General features: G+C 69.8%; 22 protein-coding genes. 16 read left to right on the forward strand and 6 right to left on the reverse strand.

The genetic code is table 11. From position 1 onward, the window contains the following. The first annotated feature begins 52 nt into the window (after positions 1–52). Complete coding sequence (locus tag SYV04_RS02780) at positions 53–1,243, forward strand: hypothetical protein (RefSeq protein WP_321543997.1); 1,191 nt, start codon at positions 53–55, stop codon at positions 1,241–1,243. Between the two features lie 21 nt (positions 1,244–1,264). Here the strand turns inward: SYV04_RS02780 and SYV04_RS02785 are convergent, their stop codons facing one another. The 3 genes from SYV04_RS02785 to SYV04_RS02795 form a co-directional block, all read right to left on the reverse strand. Further along, on the reverse strand, positions 1,265–2,068 hold the full coding sequence (locus SYV04_RS02785) for a hypothetical protein (RefSeq protein WP_321543998.1): 804 nt from the start codon (positions 2,066–2,068) through the stop codon (positions 1,265–1,267). Positions 2,069–2,225: 157 nt separating this feature from the next. Beyond that, a complete protein-coding gene (locus tag SYV04_RS02790) occupies positions 2,226–4,616 on the reverse strand; it encodes a protein kinase domain-containing protein (protein WP_321544471.1) in 2,391 nt (796 codons plus the stop codon). 181 nt (positions 4,617–4,797) lie between these two features. Continuing rightward, positions 4,798–5,877 (reverse strand): hypothetical protein, encoded by a 1,080-nt coding sequence (locus SYV04_RS02795; RefSeq protein ID WP_321543999.1) that lies wholly within the window; start codon positions 5,875–5,877, stop codon positions 4,798–4,800. Positions 5,878–6,029: 152 nt separating this feature from the next. Between SYV04_RS02795 and SYV04_RS02800 the strand changes: the two genes are divergently transcribed. The 3 genes from SYV04_RS02800 to SYV04_RS02810 are packed head-to-tail and all read left to right on the forward strand — an operon-like array spanning position 6,030 to position 8,686. Next, on the forward strand, positions 6,030–7,058 hold the full coding sequence (locus SYV04_RS02800; RefSeq protein ID WP_321544000.1) for a zinc-binding dehydrogenase: 1,029 nt from the start codon (positions 6,030–6,032) through the stop codon (positions 7,056–7,058). 13 nt (positions 7,059–7,071) lie between these two features. Then, positions 7,072–7,893, forward strand: coding sequence for a glycerophosphodiester phosphodiesterase family protein (locus SYV04_RS02805; protein ID WP_321544001.1), 822 nt, complete (start codon positions 7,072–7,074; stop codon positions 7,891–7,893). A 13-nt stretch (positions 7,894–7,906) separates the two neighbouring features. Beyond that, positions 7,907–8,686, forward strand: a complete 780-nt coding sequence (locus tag SYV04_RS02810) for a deoxynucleoside kinase (protein WP_321544002.1) — start codon at positions 7,907–7,909, stop codon at positions 8,684–8,686. Here SYV04_RS02810 and SYV04_RS02815 read toward each other — a convergent pair whose 3' ends face one another. Continuing rightward, positions 8,687–9,124, reverse strand: coding sequence for a PAS domain-containing protein (locus SYV04_RS02815; RefSeq protein ID WP_321544003.1), 438 nt, complete (start codon positions 9,122–9,124; stop codon positions 8,687–8,689). It abuts the gene before it with no gap. A 173-nt stretch (positions 9,125–9,297) separates the two neighbouring features. Between SYV04_RS02815 and SYV04_RS02820 the strand changes: the two genes are divergently transcribed. The 4 genes from SYV04_RS02820 to SYV04_RS02835 all read left to right on the forward strand — a co-directional run bounded on the left by SYV04_RS02820 (position 9,298) and on the right by SYV04_RS02835 (position 14,705). Next, positions 9,298–9,813 (forward strand): acyl-CoA thioesterase, encoded by a 516-nt coding sequence (locus SYV04_RS02820; protein WP_321544004.1) that lies wholly within the window; start codon positions 9,298–9,300, stop codon positions 9,811–9,813. Between the two features lie 188 nt (positions 9,814–10,001). Next, positions 10,002–11,153, forward strand: a complete 1,152-nt coding sequence (locus SYV04_RS02825) for an efflux RND transporter periplasmic adaptor subunit (protein WP_321544005.1) — start codon at positions 10,002–10,004, stop codon at positions 11,151–11,153. Between the two features lie 9 nt (positions 11,154–11,162). Next, positions 11,163–14,288, forward strand: coding sequence for an efflux RND transporter permease subunit (locus tag SYV04_RS02830; protein ID WP_321544006.1), 3,126 nt, complete (start codon positions 11,163–11,165; stop codon positions 14,286–14,288). Positions 14,289–14,330: 42 nt separating this feature from the next. Next, positions 14,331–14,705, forward strand: a complete 375-nt coding sequence (locus tag SYV04_RS02835; RefSeq protein WP_321544007.1) for a DUF488 domain-containing protein — start codon at positions 14,331–14,333, stop codon at positions 14,703–14,705. A 33-nt stretch (positions 14,706–14,738) separates the two neighbouring features. Here the strand turns inward: SYV04_RS02835 and SYV04_RS02840 are convergent, their stop codons facing one another. Then, positions 14,739–15,131, reverse strand: coding sequence for a HesB/IscA family protein (locus tag SYV04_RS02840; RefSeq protein ID WP_321544008.1), 393 nt, complete (start codon positions 15,129–15,131; stop codon positions 14,739–14,741). Between the two features lie 90 nt (positions 15,132–15,221). Between SYV04_RS02840 and moeB the strand changes: the two genes are divergently transcribed. After that, positions 15,222–16,379: a molybdopterin-synthase adenylyltransferase MoeB gene (moeB, locus tag SYV04_RS02845; protein WP_321544009.1), complete on the forward strand. Its 1,158-nt coding sequence runs from the start codon at positions 15,222–15,224 to the stop codon at positions 16,377–16,379. A 19-nt stretch (positions 16,380–16,398) separates the two neighbouring features. Next, entirely contained in the window at positions 16,399–16,731 is a 333-nt protein-coding gene (locus SYV04_RS02850; RefSeq protein WP_321544010.1) for a rhodanese-like domain-containing protein, read from the forward strand. A 14-nt stretch (positions 16,732–16,745) separates the two neighbouring features. Here the strand turns inward: SYV04_RS02850 and SYV04_RS02855 are convergent, their stop codons facing one another. Further along, positions 16,746–19,079 carry a serine/threonine protein kinase gene (locus SYV04_RS02855; RefSeq protein ID WP_321544011.1) on the reverse strand — a complete coding sequence of 778 codons (2,334 nt, stop codon included), beginning with the start codon at positions 19,077–19,079 and terminating at the stop codon, positions 16,746–16,748. A 113-nt stretch (positions 19,080–19,192) separates the two neighbouring features. Here SYV04_RS02855 and SYV04_RS02860 point away from each other — a divergent pair, with 113 nt between their 5' ends. From SYV04_RS02860 to SYV04_RS02885, 6 genes are all read left to right on the forward strand, one after another. Beyond that, positions 19,193–19,879 (forward strand): hypothetical protein, encoded by a 687-nt coding sequence (locus tag SYV04_RS02860; RefSeq protein WP_321544012.1) that lies wholly within the window; start codon positions 19,193–19,195, stop codon positions 19,877–19,879. A 65-nt stretch (positions 19,880–19,944) separates the two neighbouring features. Further along, a complete protein-coding gene (locus tag SYV04_RS02865; RefSeq protein ID WP_321544013.1) occupies positions 19,945–21,246 on the forward strand; it encodes a hypothetical protein in 1,302 nt (433 codons plus the stop codon). 15 nt (positions 21,247–21,261) lie between these two features. Next, positions 21,262–21,978 (forward strand): VTC domain-containing protein, encoded by a 717-nt coding sequence (locus tag SYV04_RS02870; protein WP_321544014.1) that lies wholly within the window; start codon positions 21,262–21,264, stop codon positions 21,976–21,978. A 6-nt stretch (positions 21,979–21,984) separates the two neighbouring features. Next, positions 21,985–23,679 (forward strand): dTMP kinase, encoded by a 1,695-nt coding sequence (gene tmk, locus SYV04_RS02875; RefSeq protein ID WP_321544015.1) that lies wholly within the window; start codon positions 21,985–21,987, stop codon positions 23,677–23,679. 9 nt (positions 23,680–23,688) lie between these two features. Then, positions 23,689–24,390: a DUF4956 domain-containing protein gene (locus tag SYV04_RS02880; RefSeq protein WP_321544016.1), complete on the forward strand. Its 702-nt coding sequence runs from the start codon at positions 23,689–23,691 to the stop codon at positions 24,388–24,390. Further along, the gene (locus SYV04_RS02885; protein ID WP_321544017.1) at positions 24,387–25,157 is read left to right on the forward strand and encodes a hypothetical protein; all 771 of its coding nucleotides are present in this window, start codon (positions 24,387–24,389) and stop codon (positions 25,155–25,157) included. The genes SYV04_RS02880 and SYV04_RS02885 overlap by 4 nt, the downstream gene beginning before the upstream one ends. The last annotated feature ends 105 nt before the right edge of the window (positions 25,158–25,262 follow it).

Raw genomic sequence — 25,262 nt, forward strand, 5'->3', positions numbered from 1 at the left:
AGCACGGCACATGCCCCACTCCTTGCTCGGCGTGCAGTAGAAAGCACCCCGTATGCCCTCCTCCCTCGAACCCCGTCCCTTGTTCGACGCGCTCCGCTCGGGCGCGCCGCTGCCCAACCTCGCTCCCGATGCCGTGGAGCAGGCCCGCACCCTCGCGAAGGATCCGGCCGCCGCCCCCTCCGCCTCCGTCGAGGCCCTGCCACCCGCCCTCGCTGAAGCCATCCTCGAGGGCGCCGTCCTCGCCGGCAGCACCGCCCTCCCTGAGGCCCTCTCCCGCTCGAACGTGAAGGCGCTGGCCAAGTCGGCCAAGAAGGCCCTCTACCGCCTGCGCTCCAAGGGCATCGCCGTCGCCGAGGCCCCGCGCCCCGCCGCTGAGCCCGCTCGCACTCCCGAGCCCGAGGCCCTCTCCGCCCTCGTCACCACCATCACCACGGATGGCAGGCGCGCCCTGGTGCTCGGCCGCTCCCTGCGTGAAGGCATCGAGTCGGTGCAGGCCGTCCTCTCCGATGAGCTCGGCGTGATGCAGCTCTCCCTCACCGAGGTGAAGCGCGGCAGCTACCGCCAGCGCATCAAGGACTCCAAGGGCCTCGCCGTGGAGCTCTCCCGCGAGGAAGGCGCCGCCCTGCTCGCCGAGGCCGCCGCCCTCAACCTGCGCTCACGCACCCCCTTCCCCAAGGACCTGGACACGGCGCTGCGCCACCATGGCGTGCAGCCGGCCACCTCCGAGCCCACCCTCCCCCCACCCGAGCCGGACGACGTGCGCGGCGTCCTCGAGGGCCACACCCTGCACCAGACAGTGGAGATCTCCGAGTGGCTGCCCCCCGAGCCGGAGCTGCGCAAGGTGACGCAGAAGGTGGAGGAGGTGGTGCATAGCCCGCTGTCGCTCAGCGAGGCCCAGCGCGAGGAGCAGCTGCTGCAGGCGATGCGCTCCCTGGCCCGCGCCTTCTTCACCCCCGAGGTGCGCAAGCGCTATGGCCTGCGGCTGTGGCGCATGGCCGACTTCTTCGAGCGCAGCGGCCGGGCAAGCGCCGCCCAGGTGGCGCGCGCCGAGGCCCGCCGACTCTTCCACGGGCCCGTGGAGCCCTTCTCCCGCTTCGCCGAGTTCCTCTTCGAGAAGGCCCTGCTGCTCATCGGCCCGCGCGCCACCGCGCCCGGTACCCCCCAGCAGGCCTCTCGCCCGGCCGCCCCGGAGCCCGCCGCCCCATCGGAGCGGCGCAGCCCGGGCGGCCTCATCATCCCCTGAGGCCGGGGACGACGCGCCGCGCTACCCCTCGACGCGCGAGCGCAACAGCAGGTCCAGGTTCTCGTCCTCCCAGGCCTGGGCCCGCTTGAAGTCATGGAAGCGCCGCTCGTGCTCCATGAACTCCGGCGGGTGGACGCACCGCCGTCCATCCTCGCCCTTCCTCGCCCGGTACACGTGGTGCAGCATCTCGTGGAAGACGATCCACTCCACGAAGTACCGGGGCACCACCGGCTGATCCAGCGCCGGGTGGATGCGGATCACCTTCGAGTCCGCCGCGTACGAGCCCATCTTGATGCTCTTGCGCGGCCCCTTCACCCGCGGCGCCGGGCCGTAGGTGATGGCGGCGCTGATCCGACTCTGGAAGTAGCGCTCGTTGAGCCGGTCGAAGATCCGGCCCAGGTCGTGGTGCCGCCCCACCGGCTCCAGCCGGATGCGCTTGCGCATCTGCTCCGGAGACACCCGGCGGATGTACGCCTTGTTGCGCTCGATGAACCGGTCCAGCCGCGTGCTGGCCTCCCCGTCACCCATGCGGACGAAGTCCGCCAGGGCTTGGATCACCTCGTCCGGCGCGGCCAGGAACATGTGGTGCAGCCGCAGCCGGAACATCGCGCGTTGGCGCTGGAAGGTGAGCATCGTGTGCGTGTTGTCGTGGATCTCGACCGCCACCTTCGCGCGCAGACGCGTGCGAAGACGACGCTCGAGCACGCGCCGCCACACCTTCAGCAACCGGTTCGGCTCAGGCACCGTCGGTTGCTGGCGGGCGAGTCGCGCTGCGGGGTAACTCCGCTTCCTGACTACGTTTTTCTGTCTCGTCGGGCGCGCCATGGGTCAGCGCGGGATTCTAAGAGCCCGTCTGACATGTGTAAACGCGACATCCGAAGGCGAAAACCTAGGAATTCCAACGAGTTAAGGGCACTCGAACGCACCCCCGCCCACTTGTCCGGCCTTGGGGGAGGGAGCCGTACTCGCGGCCAACCCCCTGTTATCGCTGGCCTTTTTTGCAGGGGATGGAGAACTCCTGTAGGCCCTTCACTCCCTCCTTCAGGGTCTTGACGAAGCTGCCCTTGTTCGGCCTCCTGTTCGAGGAGCAGACGAACACCACGCGGATGGAGCCCGGGGGCAGGGTCAGCACCTTGTTCGCCTCCACCTTCTTGCCGTTCACCTGCACCACGGCGGTGGTCGAGGAGGTCTTGAACTTCACCTGCACGCCCTTGGGCGGCTCCGGGATGGGATCGGGGTTGGCGCCCGTCCCCTCGGTCGGAACCGGCGTGCCGGTGGCCGCGACGGCGGCACCCATGGCGGTGCCCGTCTCCGTCCCCTCCGGAGCACCTGTCGGGTTGGCCAGCGCCGCTTCGGTGCCGGGCGCGGCGGTGCCCTCTTCACCCGTACCGGCGGAAGGCGCGACCTCGGCGACGGGCGGCGCGGCGGCCTCGGGCGGCGCGGGCTCGGGCTGGGGAGCGCTGCCCTGGGCGGTATCGGTCGGTGTCCCTGGCTGGGGAGGAGCAAAGGGAACGGCCGGCGGTGGGCCATCCCCTTCCACCATGTCGGACGTGCCGGAGTTCAGCGCCCAGAACAAGCCACCGCCCAGCACGAGCAGCAGCACGACGGCGGCCACGGCCAGCAGCAGCCCGCGGTTGTTTCGCGGCGCGGGGGTCTCGAGGTCGCTCTCGTAACCGGCGGTGGACTCGTCGTCCTCCACATCCTCGTCGTAGCCGTGGGCCGCGTCGGTGTGCTCCCCCTCTCCCAGCCCCGATTCGGTGTCCACGACCGAGTCTTCTTCCGGGGCGGGCTTCGCGTACTGGCGGGAGGCCGGCCGCTGGTTCACCGTGGCCGGGGTCAGGGAGACGGACTGTGAGCCCTCGTCGTCGTCGTGCCGCAGCCGCTGGTTGAGCGTCGGCTGCGTCAGCGAGATGGACTGGGCGCCATCCTCCTCATCCTCCACGAGCGCCTGGCGCGAGGGCGGCGTCGCGGGCCGCCGGCCGCGCGGCTCCGTGTCCCGGTCCAGCCCAGGGCCGGAGCGGCGAGGCGGCGGCAGCGTGTCCGCCACGGATGAAGCCGGGGGAGCGCGCCGCGGGCCGCGCTCCTGCACGGTGGACTCCCCAGGCTCGGGGCGATGGAAGCCCACGGGGATGGTGCCGACGGCGGTGCTCTCCTCGGCGTCATCCTCGAAGTCCTCGCGACCCCGGGCCGGCTCGGCCCCGGTGTCCTCCTCGGAGAACTCCTCCTCGAGTTCCTGCCGGATCTCCTCGACCGCATCGCGCGAAGCCGGAGGCCTCGTCTGGGAGGCGGGCAGTTCCCGAGGCCGTGCCATCTGCGTGGGCGGCTCCGGCTCGGCGCCATAGTCCGGCGGGGCGGCCACTCCCTCGCCCGTGGGCCGACGCATCGGCCGGGCCGTGAGCCCCGCCGCCATCGGCGCGGTGCCCTCCCGGCGCCCCGCGGGCATCGGCAGGGTCGCGTCCTTGCGCCCCGCGGGCGCGGCGATGGGGATGTGCAGGACGGTGCGCTCTTCCTCCTCGCCCATCAGCCGCGCGACGTAGTCGGAGATGTCCGTGCTCTGGCGGATGATACCCGAGGCGAGGAACGCCTCCAGGTCCTCCTGCACCTCGCCGGCCCGCTGGTAGCGCAGCTCCCGGTCCTTCACCAGGCAGCGCATGATGATGCGCGACAGCTCGGTGGGGTAGTCGTCCCGCAGCAGGTGCGGAGGCGACGGATCCTCGGAGCGGATGGCGTAGAGGATGCCCTCGGTGGTGGGCTTGGCGAAGGGGCTCTTCCCGGTGGTGATCTCGTACATCATCGTGCCGAGCGCGAAGATGTCGGCGCGGTGGTCCAGCGTCTTCTGGGACACCTGCTCCGGGGAGAGGTAGAGGAACTTGCCCTTGATGACGCCCGGCTTGCTGCGCGCCTCGATGAAGGCGCCCGCCTTGGCGATGCCGAAGTCGACGAGCTTCACCCGCCCGTCGTAGGCGATCATCACGTTCTGGGGGCTGATGTCCCGGTGGATGAGGTCCAGCGGGCGGCCGTCCACCGCGCACGCGGCATGCGCGTAGTCGAGCCCGGCGGACACCTGGGCGCAGATGGCCGCGGCGACGCCGTAGGGCACGGTGGCGTTGAACTTCTGCTCCTCCTGCACCACCCGGCGAAGGTCGATGCCCTCGACGAACTCCATCGCGATGAAGATGGTGTTGTCGAGCTTCCCCAGCTCGTACACCTGCACGATGTTGGGGTGGTGCAGCTGCGCGGCGATCTTCGCCTCGTCCAGGAACATCTGGACGAACTCCGGCTCCTCCGAGAGGTACGGGAGGATGCGCTTGAGCACCACCAGATCCGGCTTGGGGGGCTGCTGCGCGAGAAAGAGCTCCGCCATCCCCCCCACCGCGAGCCGCTTGATGAGGAGGTACTTGCCAAAGGGGATGGCAGTCTGGGGAGAGTTGGAGGAAATGGGGATTCCGCCGTGGCTGATCAAGAAGGTGGGTTCGGTCGATCGGACCTGACGCCTCCGGAGCTTACCCTAAACACGTAATTCGGGGAGCCAAGAGGCGTGAAGTGGGGGCAACCTAGGGCGTCCCCGCGTCGAAGACGCCCGGCAGGTCGGTCTCGCAGTTCTGCGGGTAGAGAACATAGGTGTACTGCTGGTTCGAGCCAGGCACGTACCCCGCGTCACGGGCGGCGAAGCTACAGCTGGAGAAGGTGCCTCCATCCGGAGCGTTGAAGCCGCCGTCCCCACAGGGCACGTGGCTATACGTGTCCCACACGCCGCGGATGCCGTTGGGGAAGAAGACGGTGCCGCCGTCCTGCACGCGGGCGTGCCAGTCGCAGCGGGTGGAGCCGCCATCGCGGGTCTCGCCGAAGGTCTTGTAGTTGTTCACCAGTACACCTCCGGACACCTCGAAGCCCAGGTAGGTGGTGTCCGCCGGGTCTGCCGGGCGCTGCTTGAGGGCCTCGGGGTTGGCGTGGGTGATGGTGATGGGGCCGGGGATGTGGACGCGGGCGCCGCCGTACTCGGGGTTGGCCTGCGTCGAGCCACCGGTGGCGTTGCCGAAGCCGGCGGGCACGGTGAGGTCCGCCGGAACCGTGACGGTGCCCGTCTTGGTGATGTTGAGCTTGCCGGTGACGCCGGGGATGCCGAGGCGGAAGTCGCTCTTGAGCACGGGCCGGTAGGCGTGGCGGGTGGTGTCGTCCGCGTCCGTGCCGGTGGAGTTGTAGCGCCGGAAGAGACCGTCGATGGTCACCTGATCGCCCACCGCGGGCAGGTAGTTCGTCACCGGGTCGGTGAAGTACTTGTCGACGTACATGCCCTCCTTCGGGAAGCAGGGATCCACGACCCAGAGGTAGGCGATGTAATCGCCCTGGTTGCCTCGGAAGAAGCTGTCCACCGTGGTGACGACCAGGCCCGAGAGCTGGACACGCTGGCCTTGATCCCCGTCAGCGCGGAGCTGGCCGATGGGGCCCCGGCCCTGGCTGTCGGCCACGGGGCACTGGCGCCCCCCGTCCGGGTTGTTCGTTCCGCCGTCGTTCTGGTTGCAGACGCCGGTACAGCCGTTCGGGTCCTCCGTGCCCGGGTCCTCGCGGCCAGCACAGGCGATGCCCGCCAAGGAAACCCAGGCCGCCGCAACGAGCATCTTGCGCTGGTGCATCGCGTTTCTCCTATGGATCTACCGCCACAGCGCTCCATAGAGTCCCGGAGCCTTCGTCCTGATACGGGGCGCCTTATACCGGGGGGTTGCGCGGGGCGGCAAGGAAGCCCACCAGCCCTCCTGTGACACACACGTGAAATCCGGAGGAGCGCATGAAAGCCGTGGTGTTCCACCAGCACGGAGACGAGCAAGTCCTCCAGCACACCGACGTCGCCGAGCCTTCGGTGGGTTCGCGAGACGTGCTCGTGCGCGTCAAGGCGGTGGCGCTCAACCACCTGGACATCTTCACGCGCCAGGGCTGGCCGGGGCTGAAGCTGGAGCTGCCCCACATCCTGGGGAGCGACATCGCGGGCGTGGTGGAGCGGGTGGGCCCGGAGGTGGGCGATCTGGCCCCCGGCGCCGAGGTGCTGGTGAACCCGGGCCTGTCCTGTGGGGCGTGTGAGCGGTGCCTCACCGGAGAGGACAACCTCTGTCGCCAGTACCGCATCATCGGCGAGCACGTGCGCGGCGGGTACGCGGAGTTCGTCTCCGTGCCCCGACAGAACATCCTGCCCAAGCCCGCTCGGATCACCTTCGCCGAGGCCGCCTGTCTGCCCCGCACCTACCTCACCGCGTGGACGATGCTGGTGCGCCGCGCCCAGGTACGGCCGGGGGAGACGGTGCTGGTCCACGCGGCGGGCTCCGGGGTGGGCAGCGCGGCGGTGCAGATCTGCAAGCTGCTGGGGGCCAAGGTCATCGCCACCGCCTCCACCGAGGCGAAGCTCCAGCGGGCCCGGCAGCTGGGGGCCGACCACACCATCAACTATGTCGAGAAGGACTTCCTCGACGAGGTGAAGCGCATCACCCAGCGCCGGCTGGTGGATGTCGTCTTCGAGCACGTGGGCGCCGCCACCTTCGAGAAGAGCGTGGCGTGCCTGCCCTACGGCGGACGGCTCGTCACCTGCGGGGCGACGACGGGCTATGAGGCGAAGCTGGACCTGCGGGTGCTCTTCTACAAGCGCATCTCCCTGCTGGGCAGCACCATGGGCAGCAAGGGCGACCTCTTCCGCGTGCTGCAGCTCGTCGAGGAGGGCAAGCTCAAGCCGGTGCTGGACCGCACGCTGCCGCTGGCGGACGCCGCCCAGGCCCACCGGCTCATGAAGGACAGAGCGCAGTTCGGAAATCTCGTGCTGATCCCGTAGGCTCCGTCCCCCGATGCCGTTCCCCCTCCCCCGCTTCCTCCAGGGCCTGAAGCCCACCCTCCACATCGCCCACCGCGGCGGCGCCTTGCTGGCGCCGGAGAACACCCTGACCGCCTTCCGCATGGCGGTGGAGCGCTACCACACGCAGATGCTGGAGCTGGACGTCCACCTCACGCGCGACGGAGAAGTCGTCGTCGCCCACGACGCCACGCTCGAGCGCTGCACCGACGGCACGGGCCCGCTGGCCGCCCTCACCCTGGCCGAGCTGCAGCGCCTGGATGCCGGCTACCGCTTCACCTCCGACGAGGGCCGCACCTTTCCCTTCCGAGGCCTGGGCGTGCGCCTTCCCACCCTCCGCGAGGTGCTGCGCGCCTTCCCCGGCCTGCGCATCAACCTGGAGATGAAGCCGGAGACCCCGGGCACCGAGGACGTGCTCCACGGGGTGCTGCGCGAGGAAGAAGCGCTGGAGCGGGTCTGCATGGGCAGCGAGCACGACGCCGTGGGCGAGCGCCTGGCCGCCCGCATGCCGGACGCCTGCCACTTCTACCCCCGCGAGGCCCTCGTCCAGTACGTGCTCGCCCTGCGCAGCGGCGAGCAGCCCTTCGTGGATCCGCGCTACACCGTCATCGACATGCCCGTGTACTTCGGAGAGATGCGGCTCATCGACGCCGACTTCCTGCGCGCCACCGCCGCCCACGGCAAGTGGGTCAATGTCTGGACCGTGGATGATCCGGACGAGATGCGCCGCCTCGTCGCCGAAGGTGTCGGCGGCATCATGACCGACCGACCGGATCTGCTGCGGCAGGTCCTCGACGCCTCCCCTCACGCTCCCTAGCCCCTGCCCGCCCATGCCCCGCACCGTCTCTCGCAAGCGCCCCTCGCCCGCCGCTCCCACCACTCCCGCCGCGGCACCGACCCCCACCCCCGCGGTGTCCACTCCGGAGCCCGCCGCCGTGGCCTCCCCCACGCCGAAGTCCCGTAACGCGCTCAAGGCGCGCCTGCCCAAGGCCAAGCGCTTCGTGGCCCTGGCCGGCAACATCGGCGCGGGCAAGACGACGGCCGCCAAGCTGATCAGCCAGGCCTTCGGCTTCGAGCTCTTCGACGAGCCGGTCATCGATAACCGGTTCCTCAAGGACTACTACGCCGACATGCGCCGCTGGAGCTTCACGCTCCAGCTCGAGTTCCTCATCCGCCGCGTGGAGCACCACGAGCTCATCCACTCGGTGAAGAAGAGCTGCGTGCAGGACCGCACCCTCTACGAGGATCCGGAGATCTTCGCCAAGTACCTGCACGGCCTGGGGCACATGACGAACGCGGAGCTGGACCTCTATTACGAGTACTTCCAGCGCCTCTCGCGCACCATCGCCCCGCCTGACCGGGTCATCTGCTTCTCGGTCGGCTCCGTGGACGTGCTGCTCGACCGCATCCGCACCCGAGGCCGCGCCGAGGAGAAGGGCATCCAGGGCCAGTTCCTCACCGGCCTCAACGGCTACTACGTCAGCTTCCCGCACGTGCTGCAGAAGAAGTACGGCGTGGACTGCCTGGTGCTGGATGTCTCCACCCAGGACATCCGCCGGGGCAAGGGACGCGAGGAGTTCCTCGATCGCGTCTCCGCCTTCCTGGACTGACTAACGCCCGCCGGGCGGCGGCGTCACCGAGGTCTGCGAGATGAGGACCCATACCGAGTCCGTCTTGTCGCTGTAGAACAGGGTGATGGCCACGTTGCGCCAGCCGTGGTCGAACTTGAAGACGAAGCCGAACGTCTCGTACAGCGAGCGCTGGTGCAGCCCCTGCATGAAGCGTCCGTAGAAATCACGCACCTTGGTGCAGGGGGCCACCTCATCGAAGAAGTTGCGGCCGATCTGCCGGTCGCGGTTGATGCGCGCCAGCTTCGCCTCGGTCTGGTTGAACTTGAGGATGCGGCCCGTGCGGTCGAGCTGGATGAGCCCGAAGGGCAGCGTGTCCAGTTCGCGCTCCGGCAGGTGCTCCACCTGCCGCAAGAGCTCTTCGTGAGTCGTGGACGCAGGGGTGCTTTGAGCGAGCGAAGTGGCGGTCACGGAGGCCATTGGGGGGGGCTCCAGCTACAGGGATAAGAGGAGGAGGATCTTCTGACGGATAGGGCTCTTTCCCTCCAGGGGCAACCTCCGACCCTGCTATCCCGTACAAAAGGGCAATCCGCACAACCACCGCCCAACATACCCGGCCGGCCACGAGTCCCACCGAGCCCAGGAGATGTCCGATGGAAGACACCGCAGCCAAGAGCGCCCGCCAGTCCGAAGTGGTGATGACCCAGATGATCCTGCCGCCCGACGCCAACAACCTGAACGCGGCCTTCGGCGGCAAGGTGATGGAGTGGATCGACATCTGCGGGGCCATCGCCGCCCAGCGGCACTGCCGGCAGGTGGTGGTGACCGCGTCCATGGACGACCTTCACTTCCATGCGCCGATCCGGGTGGGGTGGATCGCCCTGCTGCGCTCGCGGGTGCTGGCCGCCTTCCGCTCCTCCATGGAGGTGGGGGTGACGGTGCATGCGGAGAACCCGCTCACGGGCGAGCGCACCCTCACCACCAGCGCGCTGATGACATTCGTGGCGCTGAACAAGGACGGTGGGCGGGTGATGGTGCCGCCGTTGCGCCTGGACACCGAGGAGGAGCGCGTCGCCTTCCAGGAGGCCGAGAAGCGCCGCGCCCAGCGCATCGAGCGCCGCAACGCGTCCCAGTCCTGGCTGAAGGTCATGCCTGGCGAGTTGGACTGAGCGGAGGCTGAACGCCCTCTGCTTTTTGGGAAGCTGGGAAAAACCGCTCCCATCCATCCACTGCTGAGCAGCCGATCCCACTCTGTCTGTCGGCCCTCAGAAGGATGGGCCTGGCGGGCGTAGCAGGGACACGAGGGGCTTCCTACCTCTGGGCGCGCCCTATGAACGCCCAGCGGCGCGGAGGCAGCATGCGACGGGTGAGCGTGGGAGGAGCGTGGCTTGCGCTCCTGGTCCTGAGCGGGTGTGGGAACCGCAAGGGCACGGAGGGCCCACAGCAGGGGCCGCAGGGCGCCAGCCGTGCCCTGCCCGTCGAGGTGCTGGCGCTGGAGCCCGGGCAAGTCCAGGACACCGGAGAGTACCTGGGCCAGCTCATCTCCCGCCGCAGCGTCACCCTGCGGCCGCAGGTGAGCGGCTACGTGCAAGCCATCCACGTCCGGCCCGGCGAGCAGGTGAAGGCGGGCCAGGTGCTGCTGGTGGTGGACCCCCGGCGCGAGCGCGCGGGGCTGCGCGCGGCGGAGGCCCAACGCGCCTCGGCCGTGGCCAATCGCGAGTATGCCCGGAACACGCGCCAGCGCGCCGAACAGCTCCTCGCGGAGGGGCTGTTGAGCCGGCAGGACTATGAGCAGGCCGTGGCCCAGGCCTCCTCGGCCGAGGCCAGCGCGCGCGCCGCCGAGGCGGAGATCCAGTCGCAGCAGGTGCAGCTCGGCTACCACCAGGTGAGCGCGCCCTTCGCCGGCGTGGTGGGAGACATCCCGGTGAAGGTGGGCGACTCCGTCACCCCCGAGACGGAGCTGACCCGCGTGGACCAGAGCCAGGCGCTGGAGCTGTCCGTGCAGGTGCCGGTGGAGCGCGCCGCTCGGATCGAGCCCGGCCACACCCCGGTGGAGGTGCTGGATGGGGAGGACAAGCTCCTGGTGAGCGCCCCGGTCTTCTTCGTGGCGCCCACGCCCGTGGAAGCCACCCAGCTGGTGGAGGTGAAGGCCGCCTTCGAGAACACGATGGGCCTGCGCGCCGGACAGCTCGTGCGCGCGCGCGTGGTGTACGCGACGCGCCAGGCGCTGCTGCTGCCCACCTACGCGGTATCGCGGCTCGGCAGCCAGTCCTTCGCCTTCACGGTCGTCCCGGGAGATGGCGGCACCGTGGTGCAGCGCCAGCCCGTGACGCTGGGACAGGTTCAGGGCAACTCCTTCGAGCTGCTGGAAGGCCTGGAGGCGGGTACTCAGGTGGCCGTCAGCGGCGTGCAGCTGCTGCAGGACGGCCAGGCCGTGGTGCCCAAACCGGCGGAGCCCAAGGGCGCTCAGGGCACGGGAGTGGGCGGAGCTTCGGACGCGGGGCAGTGAGGGGCGCGCATGTTCACCGACTTCTTCATCCGCCGTCCCATCTTCGCCTCCGTGCTGTCCATCCTCATCACCCTGGTGGGCACCATCACCATTCCGGCGCTGCCCGTGGAGCAGTACCCGGATCTCTCCCTGCCCCAGGTGACGGTGAATGCCACGTACCTGGGCGCCTCCGCCGAGGTGGTGGAGAGCGCCGTCACCACCGTGCTGGAGCGCGCGCTCAACGGCCTGCGGGGCATGCGCTACATCACCTCGAACAGCACCAATGAAGGCGCCAGCAGCATCACCCTCAGCTTCGAGCCCGGGTACGACGTGGACCTCGCCGCGGTGGAAGTGCAGAACCGCGTGGCCACCACCTCCGCGCGTCTGCCGGCCCAGGTCAACGCGCTGGGCATCACCATCAACAAGACCCAGTCACAGCTGTTGATGTCGTTTGGCCTCTACGACACGCAGAACCGCTATGACCGGGGCTTCCTCAGCAACTACGCGGACGTCTACCTGCGAGACGCGCTCCTGCGCGTGAAGGGCGTGGGAGACGTGCGCATCTTCGGCGAGCGGCGCTTCGCCATGCGACTGTGGCTGGACCCCACGCAGCTGGCGCGCCGGAACCTCACCCCACAGGACGTGGTGGCGGCGCTGCGCGCGCAGAACCTGCAAGTAGGCGCCGGGCAGGTGGGACAGCAGCCGGCTCCCGAGGGGCAGACCTACCAGTTCACGGTGCGGGCGCTGGGGCAGCTCGCCACGGCCGAGGAGTTCAACGGCATCGTCGTGCAGCGCGGGGAGGATGGCTCCCTGGTGCGGCTGCGGGACGTGGGCCGGGCGGAGCTGGGCGCGGAGAACTACGCGCAGTTGCTGCGCTTCAACGGACGCGAGGCGGTGGGCCTGGGCATCTTCCAGCTCCCGGGCTCCAACGCGCTGGAGGTGCGCGACGGGGTGGTGGCGGTGATGGAGCGACTCGAGGCCACCTTCCCTCCGGGCCTCACCTACGAGCCGGCCTTCGACACCACGCGCGCGGTGCAGTCCTCCATCGAGGAGGTACTCACCACGCTGGCGGAGGCCATCCTGTTGGTGGTGCTGGTCGTGTTCGTCTTCCTGCACGGCTGGCGCAGCGTGCTGGTGGTGGCCACGACGCTGCCCGTGTCCCTGGTGGGCACCTTCGCCTTCGTCAGCCTGTTCGGCTTCTCGATCAACACACTGACCCTCTTCGGCCTGACGCTGGCCACGGGCCTGGTGGTGGACGACGCCATCGTCGTCATCGAGAACGTCGAGCGCATCATGGCGCAGGAGAAGGTGGGCCCGCGCGAGGCCACCGAGCGGGGCATGCGCCAGGTGGCCGGCGTGCTGGTGGCCATGGCGCTGGTGCTCTCGGCGGTGTTCGTCCCGGTGTCCTTCTTCCCAGGCACCACGGGCGCCATCTACCGGCAGTTCGCCCTCACCCTCGCCTTCTCCATCTCCCTGTCGGCGCTGGTGGCGCTCACGCTGTCTCCGGCGCTGTCGGCGCGGCTGCTGCGGCCGCACGAGGGCCAGAAGTGGCGAGCCGCCCGCTGGGTGGACCAGACGCTGGACGCCTTTCGCGATGGCTATGGGCGGCTGCTGGGACGGCTGCTCGGGCGATTGCGATGGGTGGTGGTGGGGGCCTTCGTCGTGTGCCTGGTGGGCACGGCGTTGCTGTACCGGGCCACCCCCTCCGGCTTCATCCCCGCCGAGGACCAGGGCTACCTCATCGTCGCGCTGCAGGGACCGGAGGGCACCTCCCTGGACTACACCCGCCAGATGCTGCTGCGGACGGAGGAGGTCCTTCGACGCCAGCCGGAGGTGGCCGACATCTTCACCGTGGGCGGCTTCTCGCTGCTGGGCGCGGGCGGCAACACCGGCACGCTCTTCGTCAACCTCAAGCCTTGGGACGAGCGAGAGAAGGAGGAGCAGGGCGTGGGCGCGCTGGTGGATCGGCTGCGCGGGCAGTTGCTCTCGGTGGGTGGGGCGCGCGTGCTGCCCTTCCAGCCGCCGACCATCCGAGGCGTAGGCAGCGTGGGCGGCTTCGAGTTCGTCCTGGAGGACCAGCTGGGCACCCAGTCGCTGGAGCAGCTCGCGCAGGTGACCCAAGGGCTCGTGGCCCAGGCCAACCGCAACCCGGAGCTGCGCGGGGTGTTCTCCTCCTACTCAGCGAGCACCCCGCTGCTGGATGTGCAGGTGGACCGGGAGAAGGCCGAGGCGCTGGGCGTGCCGCTGGATGAGATCTACTCCACGCTCTCGGTGTACCTGGGCAGCCAGTACGTCAATGACTTCACCTTCGCCAGCCGCGTGTACCGCGTCTATGTGCAGGCGGCGGTGCCCTTCCGCAACGAGCCCAAGGACATCGGCTCCTTCTATGTGCGCTCGGCCGGGGGACAGATGGTGCCCCTGGAGTCCCTCGTCACGGTGCGGCCCGTCACCAGCGCGGCCAGCATCCAGCACTACAACCTCTTCCGCTCCGCGACGATCAACGGCCAGCAGGCGCCCGGGGCCAGCACCGGGGATGCGCTGCTCGCCATGGAGCAGGTGGCCCGGCAGTCGCTGCCCTCCGGCTTCGCCTTCGAATGGACGGGGTTGTCCCGCGAGCAGAAGGAGGCCAGCGGCAAGGTGCTGATCATCTTCGCGCTGGGCATCGTCTTCGTGTTCCTGGTGCTCTCCGCGCAATACGAGAGCTTCGCGCTACCGCTCGTGGTGATGCTGGGCGTGCCGGTGGCCATCCTCGGAGCACTGGGGCTCCAGAACCTGCGCGGACTCTCCAACGACGTGTTCTGCCAGGTGGGCCTGGTGATGCTGGTGGGCCTCTCCAGCAAGAACGCCATCCTCATCGTCGAGTTCGCCGAGCAGCTCCGCGTCGAGGGCCGGAGCGTGGTGGACGCCGCCATCCACGCGGCACAGACGCGCCTGCGGCCCATCCTGATGACCTCGTTCGCGTTCCTGCTGGGCGTGGTGCCGCTGGTGCTGGCCTCGGGGGCTGGCGCTCAGTCGCGCAAGTCGCTGGGCACGGCGGTGTTCGGTGGCATGCTGCTGTCCACCTTCGTGAACCTCATCTTCATCCCCGTGCTGTACACGTTGGTGGAGTCCGCGCGCTCCCGGGTCCTCAAGCGCCGGGAGCACAGCCCTGCCTGAGGCGGGGGTGAATCAATGCGAGCCCTCGAGTGTTGAGCGACGATGCCCATCAAGACCAAGCGCTGGTGCGTTCCCGCCGAGCCCGATGACGGCTTCCGCGTCCTCATCTGCCGGTACCGGCCGCGCGGGCTGACCAAGGCCAAGGAGACCTGGGACGTGTGGATGCGCGACCTGGGGCCCAGCCCCGAGCTGTTCGACGCCTTCCACGGAAAGGGCCAGACGCCCATCACGCTGGACGCCTACCGCGAGCGCTACGTTCGCGAGATGGAGGCGCAACGAGAGACGATCACCGAGCTGGCCGCCCGGGTGGACACAGGGGAGACGGTGACGCTGCTCTGCTCGAAGGACTGCATCCTCGAGCCGGCCTGCCACCGCTCCATTCTCGCCGAGCTCATCGAGGCGGCCCGCCGCCGGTGAGGGCGCGGGCCAGCCCCATGCGCTTCGAGGCGATCAGGTCGTGAACGAGGTGCCGCAGCCGCAGGACGACTTGGCGTTCGGGTTCTCGAACTTGAAGCCCGCGCCCGTCACGCTCGACACGTAGTCCACCGTCGTGCCCAGCAGGTACTTGCTGCTCAGCGCGTCGGTCGTGATCTTCACCCCGTCCTGCTCCCAGATGTGGTCGTTCGGCTTGGCTTCCTTCACCAGGTTCAGGTCATAGCCGAGCCCGCTGCAGCCGGCCGGCACCACCCGAATCGAGAAGAAGTAGCCCTCGAAGCCCTGGGCCTTGATGACCTCCTTCACCTGGCTGATCGCCGCCACGGACAGCCGCATCGGCACATGCGGGGTGGGCTCCCAGGCAGGCTGGGCCACGGGAGTGGCAGGAGTCGTCGTCGTCGTTTCCATGTATGTCTGTCTCCTTGCTTGCGCCTTATAACGCCGGGCACCCAAAAAGCCACCGAACCCCCATTCCCGGCAAGTTATACCCTTACCCACATGGCCACCACCTTCCGAGAACTGCTGTCCAACGTGAAGCGGGAGATCCGCGAGGTCTCCGTGGAGGAGGTCCGCCGCCTGCTGGACACCCGAACCCCCGTGAAGCTCGTGGACGTCCGCGAGTCAGACGAGCACTCGGCTGGCCGGCTGCCTGGAGCGCTCCATATCCCCCGAGGCTACCTGGAGCTGCGCATCGAGGAGCAGGCCCGCCGGGACGAGGCGCTCGTCGTCTACTGCGCGGGCGGCACGCGCTCGGCGCTGGCGGTCCGCACCCTGCGGGACATGGGCTACGAGAACGTGGCCTCCATGGCCGGCGGCTTCAACCGCTGGAGCGACGCCGCCTACCCCGTGGAGAAGCCCCTGGTCCTCTCCGCCGAGCAGAAGGAGCGCTACCGCCGCCACCTCATCCTCCCCGAGGTGGGCGAGGCCGGGCAGACGAAGCTGCTCAAGTCCCGGGTGCTGCTGCTGGGCGCGGGCGGGCTCGGCTCGCCGGCGGCGCTCTACCTGGCCGCGGCGGGCGTGGGCACCCTGGGCATCGTCGACATGGACGTGGTGGACCTGAGCAACCTCCAGCGCCAGGTCATCCACACCCGCGAGCGCCAGGGCCAGCCCAAGGTGGAGAGCGCCCGGGCCGCCATCGAGGCCCTCAACCCCGATGTGAAGGTGGTGCCCTTCGCCGAGCGGCTCACCTCCCAGAACGTGCTGCGCATCCTCGAGGGCTTCGACATGGTCCTCGACGGCGGGGACAACTTCCCCACCCGCTACCTGCTCAATGACGCGTGCGTGGTGCTCAAGCGGCCCAACATCCACGGCTCCATCTTCCGCTTCGAGGGCCAGGTGACGACGTTCGTCCCCGGCGAGGGCCCCTGCTACCGCTGCCTCTACCCTGCCCCGCCCCCACCGGAGCTGGCGCCCTCGTGCGCGGAGGCCGGCGTGCTGGGCGTGCTGCCCGGCATCATCGGCCTCATGCAGGCCAACGAGGCGCTCAAGCTCATCCTCGGCAAGGGCCAGCCGCTCACCGGCCGGCTGCTCACCTTCGACGCGCTGGGCACCCGCTTCCAGGAGCTCAAGCTGCGCCGAGACCCCAAGTGCCCCGTGTGCGCCGACGGGGCCAAGGTGGAGTTCATCGACTACGAGCAGTTCTGCGCCACCGCCTGAGCCGCACGAGCCCCTGCCCATGCCCATCCCGGAGATCGCCCCCGCGGAGCTCGCCGCCCAGCTCGCGGGCCCCGCCGAGACGCGCCCCGCCCTGCTCGATGTGCGCTTTCCCTATGAGCACGCCTACGTGGCGCTGCCTGGCTCGGTGCTCATCCCCCTGCCCGAGCTGGACGAGCGCGCCGACGAGCTGGAGGCCCTCCGGGGCCGCCCCGTCGTCGTCTACTGCCACCACGGCGTGCGCAGCCTGGATGGCGCGGCATACCTGCGCGCGCGCGGCCTGGACGCGGTGTCGCTCCACGGTGGCATCGATCTCTACTCAGAGCTCGTGGACCCGCGCCTGCCCCGCTACTGAGGCAAGCGCTCTCCTCAGAGCTTGTCGGACACGTCCACGACCTTCTCGGTCAGGTCCCTCGCCTTGACGGTGACCTCGACCATGACCGACTCCTTGAGGTTGTCGCCACGCAGCTCCAGCGTGTGCGTGCCCTCCATCAGCTCCAGCTTGCCGCCCGGCAGGTAGGGGCCGAGATCCTGCCCGTCGCGGGTGATCTTCAGCGCCCCCGCGCTCTTGGGGATGACCTTGAGCCGCACGTGCCCGAGCCGGAACTCGCGCTTGATGGTCTTGGTCTCGCCAGGCTCGCCGAAGCGCAGGGCCTCCTCCTCCTCGGCATAGATGCCCTGCTCCTTGTTCTCGAGGATGAGGGTGTCCTGGATGTGCGCGCCCGACACCGCACGGAGCGGCGTGAGGCCCAGCTCGGTGAAGGGCTCGGGGCTGCCGCACTTGTCGCTGTGGCGCACCTTCACGTTCACCTTCGGCAGGGTGTCCACCGAGACGAACACGCCCATGCCGTCGATGGGCTTGCGCATCAGCTTGGGCCAGAAGATGACCATCAGCGCAGCCACCGCCACGGCCGCCAACCCGAAGAAGACGATCTTCAGGGTCTCGGCGGGGAGCCGCAGCTTGGGCAGGCGCGACTCCGCCTTCTGCATGACCCGTGCTGGCGCGTCGTCCTCATTCCGGGCCTGCCTGGGAGGCGGCGCCTGCTTCACGTCCACCCGGCTGGAGGTGCGCCGACGCGGAGGTGGCGCGGCCTGCTCGGCCGGCTGGATGCGGCTCACATGCCCCGTGGGGCGGCGACGCGGCGGCGGAGACGGCGGCGGCAGCGTCTCCATGTCGTCGGGATACGAGTCCTCGGGCTCCTCGTCGCGCTCGCGCTCGCGCTCACGCGGCGGCAGCCGGGTGCGCTCGGGGTCGGCGTATGGATCCTCGTCGTACCGGGCGCGGGCATCGACGGCGAGCGCCGCCACGCGCGAGGGCCGGGGCCCGGGCCTCGGCTCGTCCTCGTCCATGGGCAACTGGCGCGAATTGGTGCGACGCGGCGGAGGCGCGTCTCCGTCGGCCTGGCGCATGTCCGAGCGCGAGTTGGTGCGCGCGATGGTGGTGTGCTGGGCGCTGGTGGGGCGGCGGGGAGACTCGCCCGTGCGGCGACGGCCCACCGAGGTGCCACCGGCGGGCGCCGCGTACTCGGCCATCTCCTCGGCCAGCGACATGGTGCGCGTGCTGGGACGCGCCCCCACGTTGGTCCGCCCGCGCTCGCCTCGCTGGGGGTCGCCCGGCGGCTCCTCCCAGTTCCTGTCCGCGGCTGGCGACGAGCGCCCACCGCCCGGGTTGGAGCCGGGATCCGTAATGCGCTCGGACGGAGGGTTGGGCGCCGCCGGGTTGGCCGAGGCGACCGAGTCCTCGCCGATGGGCTCCGGGTTGCCCGACTTCTTCTCCTCCTCGAGCCGGTCGGCGAAGAGCGTCTCCATCAGCTCGGAGATCTGCACCGAGCTGGCCACCCACCGCTGGGCGACGAGCGTCTCCTCGAGGGCCACCTGGAACTGCCGCGCGTCGCGGTAGCGGTCATCGGCCGCCTTGGACAGCGCGTTCATCACCACCGAGTCCAGCTCCGAGGGCACATCGGCCACCTCGGAGGGCGCCTGGATGGCGCACTCGAGCGCCGCCTGCAGCGTGGCCAGCTCCGAGTCGCGCTTGAGCGGACGCACCCCGGTGAGCAGCTCGTAGAGCACCAGGCCGATGGCGAAGATGTCGGCGCGCGCATCCAGCGCCTTGCCCGCCGCCTGCTCCGGCGCCATGTACGCGAACTTGCCCTTGATGGCGCCCGACTTCGTCAGGCCCATCGAGTCGGCCGCCTTGGCGATGCCGAAGTCCACCAGCTTCACCGAGCCGTCGAAGCTGATCAGGATGTTCTGCGGAGAGATGTCGCGGTGAACCACCTTGAGCGGGCGGCCCGCGCCATCCAGGCGCGTGTGCGCGTAGTAGAGACCCTCGCAGGCGCTGGCGACGATGCGGATGGCCAGCGGGCGGGCGATCCACTGGCCCGCGCCCCACGCCTTGCGCATCACCCGGCCCAGGTCCTCGCCGTGGATGAACTCCATGGCGATGAAGTAGGTGCCGTTGGCTTCGCCGAACTCGTAGACCTGGGCGATGTTCGGGTGGTTGAAGTTGGCGGCGATCAGCGCCTCGTTCTTGAACATCTCCACGAACTCGCGGTCCTCCGCCAGGTGCGGAAGGATGCGCTTGATGACGACGTTCTTGGCGAAGCCCTCGATACCCGCCTGGCGCGCAAGCCACACCTCGGCCATGCCGCCCGTGGCGAGTTTCTTCAGAAGCTGATATTTGCCGAAGGGTTGAGGGTTCATCCCGGGTTGCTCGCCGGGGGGAGCAAGCTCAAGTGGAAGGCGCTGCTGAGGCTCGGCATCTTAGGCTACGAAACTCCAGGAGGCAAAGCCGTCTCGTCGCCGCCCGGTGGGTGGTGCTGGGAGCGAGCCTGCTCGCCCTGGGCACGGCCCTGGCCGACACCCCGCTTGTCGCCCTGGGCAAGCCGGACCAGATCACCGTGGACAAGCGCAACAACGTGCTGCAGCTGTCCTGGTCGGACACCGAGGAGCGCCTCCAGGGCGCCCTCCAGCCCGACGTGCCCCGCGAGGGCCAGCCCCTCAAGGTCCAGCTGAACGTCGGCAGCTTCGAGGGGGCCGACTTCGAGGGCCCCATCACCGTCACCTTGCGCGAGGCCGGCGTCACCCACGGCCAGGTGCGGACGCTCACCAAGGGCCCGGTCAACTGGACCACCGAGTTCATCCCCGAGCGGGATGGCCGCCACCAGCTGGATGTGAGCTTCCGGACTACCCGGCTCAAGGTGCTGCACGCGGACTTCGACGTGGCCCCCACCCTGATCCCCCGCGTCATCCTCTGGAGCCTGTTGGGGCTGGCGGCCTTCTTGGCCCTGGTGTTCGGCGTGCGCGGCCTGCTGCGCAAGGAGAAGGCCCCCGAGGTCCACCCGATCCTCGCCGAGCTCCAGGCGGCGGAAGCCGCACCTGTCCCCACCTCCACCCCGCCCTCCCCGGACGCCAGCCCGCAAGCCCCGGTCGCCGCTCCCGAGAACGCGCCGGTGGCTGAAAGCTCTACCGGATCCGCTCCGGACAAGCCTTCCGTGCTGTAAGTCCGTAAGGCAGCCGACCGACCCCAGAAGGGAAAATTCCTTCCCTCTCACGGTGGAGAACGACCGTGGAACGGGGGCTTACCGGCGCACCTGCCCTGCCGCGCGTCCCCTGCTGGACACTCGGCCGCCGGGCATCCGCGTTGCACCTGAAGCTCGCGGGCTGCGGCGTGGAGGCGGGCATGGCGGGTGGGCGTGGGGCGGATCAGAATTGGCGGGGCCTTCTCGCCGCAGTCCTCTTGAGTTCACCGGCGCTGGCGCAGGAGCCAGTGGACGAGGCAGCGCCGGAGTCCACCGAGGAGGCGCCGATCGAGACGGCGGCGATGGACACGACGGCGTTGCCCTCGGTGGAGCGCGAGGTGCCCGCGGTGGACGTGGCGGCGCCCGTGGCCACCCCCGAGGCGCCGAAGAAGAAGAAGAAGAAGAAGGAAGCGAAGGTGGAGCCGCTGGGTGAGAACCCGGACGCGGCGGATGACGCGAAGCATGAGCGCAAGCTGCGCGTCTTCGGGCGTGTCTTCGCGCGGGCCAGCGCCGACGAGCGCGAGGACTTCACGCGCTCCATCTCGGTGTCCTCGGCCCGCCTGGGGGTGACGACCTCCTTCGAATATGTCGAGGCCGAGGTGACGGCGGACCTGTCCTCGAAGTCGATGCTCAAGGATGCCTTCGTGCGGCTGTCCGACAGCGCCAAGCAGCTGCGCCTCTATGGTGGCCAGTTCAAGGCGCCCTTCCTGGCGCGCACGCTGGAGTCCACGTGGGACCTGCCGCTCATGCGCCGGGGGCTCGTGGAGGACTACCTCACGGAGACGCACGCGATGGGCGGTCGGCGCCTGGGGCTGATGGGCGAGGTGCGCCTGAAGGAGACGTGGAACCTCAAGGTGTCCGGCGGCCTCTTCGAGGGCTCGAAGGATGAGCTGGGCCAGCGCACCAGTGAGGACGCCTCGGCGCGCGTGAGCGTGCGTCCTTTCAAGGCGCTCACCGTGGGGGCCAGCAGCTACATGTCCCAGGTCTTCGAGGGCACGAAGAAGCACGCGGTGGCCGCGGACGGCACGCTGGAGCTGGGCAACCTGGCGCTGTCGGGCGAGGCCGTCACCGGGCAGTTGGCGCTGGGGCCCTTCACCGCGCAGATGGGGCTGGTGAGCTACACGCTGCCGCTGGGCAAGACGCGGGAGTGGGCCGTGCAGCCCCTCCTCGGCGGCGAGGCCCTGCAGCTTCGGGGCGAGGTGACGGGGCGTGGCTGGGCGGCCGTGGGGGGTTTCAACATCCTCTATTCCGACTCCTTCAAGGCCCAGCTGCAGGCCGAGCGCGCGCTGCGTCCGGGGGATGAGGCCCCGGGCACCGAGTACTCGCTGCAGCTCGCCACACGCTTCTAGGGACGGAGGCTCGAGATGCTCTCGTTCGCCGAAGGGGAAGTCACCAAGCTGCGCCGTGAGTTCAAGCTCGTGCTGGAGGCGCAAGAGGCGCTCCAGCTCTGCTCGCGGCTGTCCTCGGAGCTGGGCGGGTGCCTGCCACCGCCCACGCGGATCGTCTCCGTGTACTTCGACAAGCCGGGCCTGCCGCTCACGCACCGCGCGGTCTGTACGCCGGAGGACTGCCTCAAGGTGCGTACCAAGGAGTACTCGCCGGACATGGGGGCCGGCGGCGTGCAGCGCGTGGTGCTGGAGGTGAAGCGCGAGCGCAACGGGGTGACGCAGAAGCGGCGGGTGTGGGTGCCGCGCTCGGAGCTGCGCCAGGTGATTCGGCGGGGTAGCCGCTTGCTGCCGCTCATCGCAGGGGGCAGCTTGCTGCCGGTGCTGGGGGTGACGTACCGGCGGCATGTGTACCAGGCCACGCACGCCTGGCGGGTGACGGTGGACCGGGACATCGGCTTCCACCACGTCACCTCCGAGCTGGCGCTGTCGGAGACGACGCTCACCCCCGAGCAGTTGGGCGCTCCGCTGTTCGAGGACGGGCGCGTGGTGGTGGAAGTGAAGCACCTGGGCGCGGAGCTGCCGTCATGGCTGGCGGCGCTCCACCCGGGGAGCAGGAAGCCGGCGTACAGCAAGTTCGCCGAGGGGATGGCGAAGGTTCACGCCTTCGCCGCGGATGGGGTTCTTGGGGGCTAGGGCACCGTGTTCATCGACTTCGAAGGCATTGACGGCAGCGGAAAGACAACGCTCTCCAACCTCCTGGCCGCCCGGCTGCGGCGGCTGGGCTACAAGGTGGCGCACGCGCGCGAGGGAGGCGAGCTGCAGGCGCCCACGGCGCGGCGCATCCGGGAGCTGACGCGCGACGCGCGGCTCCTGGAGATGTGCCCGCGCACCGAGTTCTTCCTCAACCTGGCGCGCGACGCGCAGCAGCTCGAGGAGGTCATCGCTCCCGCGCTGTCCCGAGGCGAGCTGTGCATCAGCGATCGCTACCTGTACTCGCAGCTGGCCCTGAGCGGCGGCGGGCGCGGCCTGCCCATGGAGGAGCTGGCGCCGGCGTGCGCCATGGCCTCGAAGGGCCTCTGGCCGGACCTCGTCATCCTCGTGGACGTGGAGCCGGACCTGGCGCGGCTGCGCAAGCGGCTGGGCAAGCTGAAGGAGGGCCGCAGCTCGGACGGCGACAGCCGCAAGGGGCTGGTGGGCGCGGGGCTGGCGGTGCGTGTGCGCGAGTCCTTCCTGGAGATGGCGCGCAAGGATCCGTCGCGCTGGCTCATCATCGAGAACAACGAGCAGCCGCTGTGGGTGCTGGAGCAGCGCATCGTCGACGCGGTGGTGGCGCGGCTGCAGGGGCGCGAGCCCCAGGTGCAGCGCATCTCCCCCTCCAACACCGTGCCGATGGAGCCGGTGACGGTGGACAGCGTGGAGGAGCGCTTCTTCCACGCGCTGGACTCGCTGGAGGTGCGCGAGCCCTCCCTGGCGGTGTGGATGTTGGGCGGCATGCCCGGGCTGGCGGCGCACCAGCGGCGCCTGGCGGCCGTGGAGCGCTTCCCGGGGCTGGCCGTGCGCAGCCTCACGGGGCTGGAGGACGAGGCCGCCTGGGCGCTGCGTGAGCTGCTGGCCAAGGTGGTGCCGGTGGATGTGGTGGCCAGCCTCGGCACCAGCCTGTCGCCTCGGGCCATGGCGCTGCGCGAGCAGCTCTATGAGCTGGCCCCGGGCGAGGTGCTCGCGGGTCTCAAGCGCAACGACAGCCCCGAGGCCTGGGCCCTGCGCGAGCGCGGCATGAGGGACCGGAAGCTCGCCGAGGTGCTGCTGGGCCTCGCGGGCGTGGACGGAGAGGCGGCCTGGTCCGTGCGCGAGCTGGGGGTGCAGAAGAAGCTGTACGCCGAGGTGGCGCGCAGCCTCACGGGCCTGAGCGGCGAGCGGGTGGACGCGCTCCGCGAGGCGCTGCTGCCCCATGACCGGCTCTCGGTGCTGCGCAGCATCACCGGCCTGGACTCGCCCTTCGCCAACGGCCTGCGCGAGCAGCTCGAGGGCAAGGCGCTCAAGCTGGTGCTGCGCTCGCTCACGGGCCTCACCACCGACGAGGCCTTCGCGCTGCGCGAGCGCGGCGCTCCGCTGACGAAGGAGGCCATCGACTCGCTGGACGGGCTGGATGATCCGCGCGCGTGGCAGCTGCGCGAGCAGTACGCGGAGCGCTGGCCGGCCACGGTGCTGTCCTCGCTCAAGGGGCTGCCGATGACGGCACGCGCCGAGGCGCTCATCGTCCGCATCCTGAGCGCCGCGCCCGGCAGACTGCCGCTCCTGCGCAACGCCTATGGCGTCATCGCCGCCTCGCACGAGGCCCCGGCCGAGCGCACGGCGCGTCCGGCGGCCAGCACCGAGTCGCGGGTCACGGTCTAGGTGAGCGCCATGGAACCTACCTTCACGCAGCTGTTCAGCGAGGTCGGCAAGGAGTTCACCTCGCTGAACGTGGGCGCCATCCTGCCGCGCATGGTGGCGGCGGTGATCATCGGCGCCGTGCTGTCGCTGCGTCCCTGGCGCCCGCTCATGGGGCGGGCGATGCCCAAGTCGGAGATGATCCAGGCCCAGGTGCTCCTATGCACCGCGGCCGCCGTCATCACCGCCGTCATCGGCGACAGCCTGGCCAAGGCCTTCGGGTTGGTGGGCCTGGGCGGCTTCGTGCGCTTCCGCTCGGGGCTCAAGGATCCGCGCGACGCGGCGATCCTCTTCCTGATGATCGGCCTGGGCATGGCCTGCGGGCACGGCAGCCTGGGGCTGGCGGGCGTGGGCACGGTGTTCGTCGCCCTGCTGCTGCTGGTGCTCGACTTCTTCAACAAGGAGGAGAAGGTCGCCAAGCAGCGGGTGGTGCTATCGGCGCAGGCGGATGACCTCATCGGCGCGGAGGCCTCGCTGCGCAAGGCGCTGGGCGAGCGCAACGTGCTGGTGAAGGGCTGTGCGTTCGACTTCGACGGGCGCCGGCTGGAGCTGGAAGTGGAAGAGAAGGAACCCGGGACCCTCGCCCAGGCGCTGGGCCGGACGGAGGGCGCGCCCCTGCGTGGGCTGCGATGGACCGCGGTGAACCCCAAAGGTGGACGGGAGGAACTCGTATGAAGAGGGCTGTGGTGGCCGCGTTGGCGGCGGGGGCGTGGCTGGTGGGGTGTGGTGGCGGGGGCAGCCTGCCGCCCGGAGAACAGCCCGTGAATCCAGGGGGGCCGGTGGCGCTGCCGGGCACCCCGGAGACGCCTGGAGAGGAGAACAAGCCCACCGTCACGCAGAGCCTCTGGCCGCTCACGACGGGCTCGACCTGGACGTACCTCATCACCGATCCCAACCAGGGCACCTTCCATAAGACGGTGGAGGTGAAGGGCCCCAGCGAGGTGCCGAACATCACGCCGAAGATGACCGGCGTCCTCGTCCACAGCCGCCAGGCACGCGCCACCGAGACCTATGAGGAACAGTCCTGGCAGTTGGAGCTGACCAACGGCCTCGTGGTTCGCCTGCGCGAGGAGGACATCCAGGACGGCATCCCCATCCGGGCCACCACCTGGACCACGGCCAGCGGCACCGCCGCCACCGTGAAGTCCATCTCCCGTGAGCAGGCGATGACCTGGAAGCACGCGGACACCATCACCGAGTGGACCCGCATGGGCGACGGCTCCCAGGACAGCAAGGAGCGCACCTATGAATGGACCGTCCTCGCGGTGAACGACACCGTGTCCACCCCGGCGGGCACCTTCACCAACGCCATCAAGCTGCAGCGGCGCCGGCTCGACAAGCAGTCCAAAGACCGCACCTACTGGCTCGTGCCCGGCATCGGGAAGGTGAAGGAGACGGGCGAGCGCGACGAGGAGCTCGTCTCCTTCGACATCAAGAAGTAGGCCCGCTCCGGGAGATTGCGACCGCCCGAGGGCTCCTCCGTCCGCCTGCTGACCAGTCGCCAGGTTGGATGGAGGTCCAACGGTGAACGGTTGAGCCTCCGAACC

Source organism: Hyalangium ruber (assembly GCF_034259325.1).
GTDB classification, from domain to species: Bacteria; Myxococcota; Myxococcia; order Myxococcales; family Myxococcaceae; genus Hyalangium_A; species Hyalangium_A rubrum.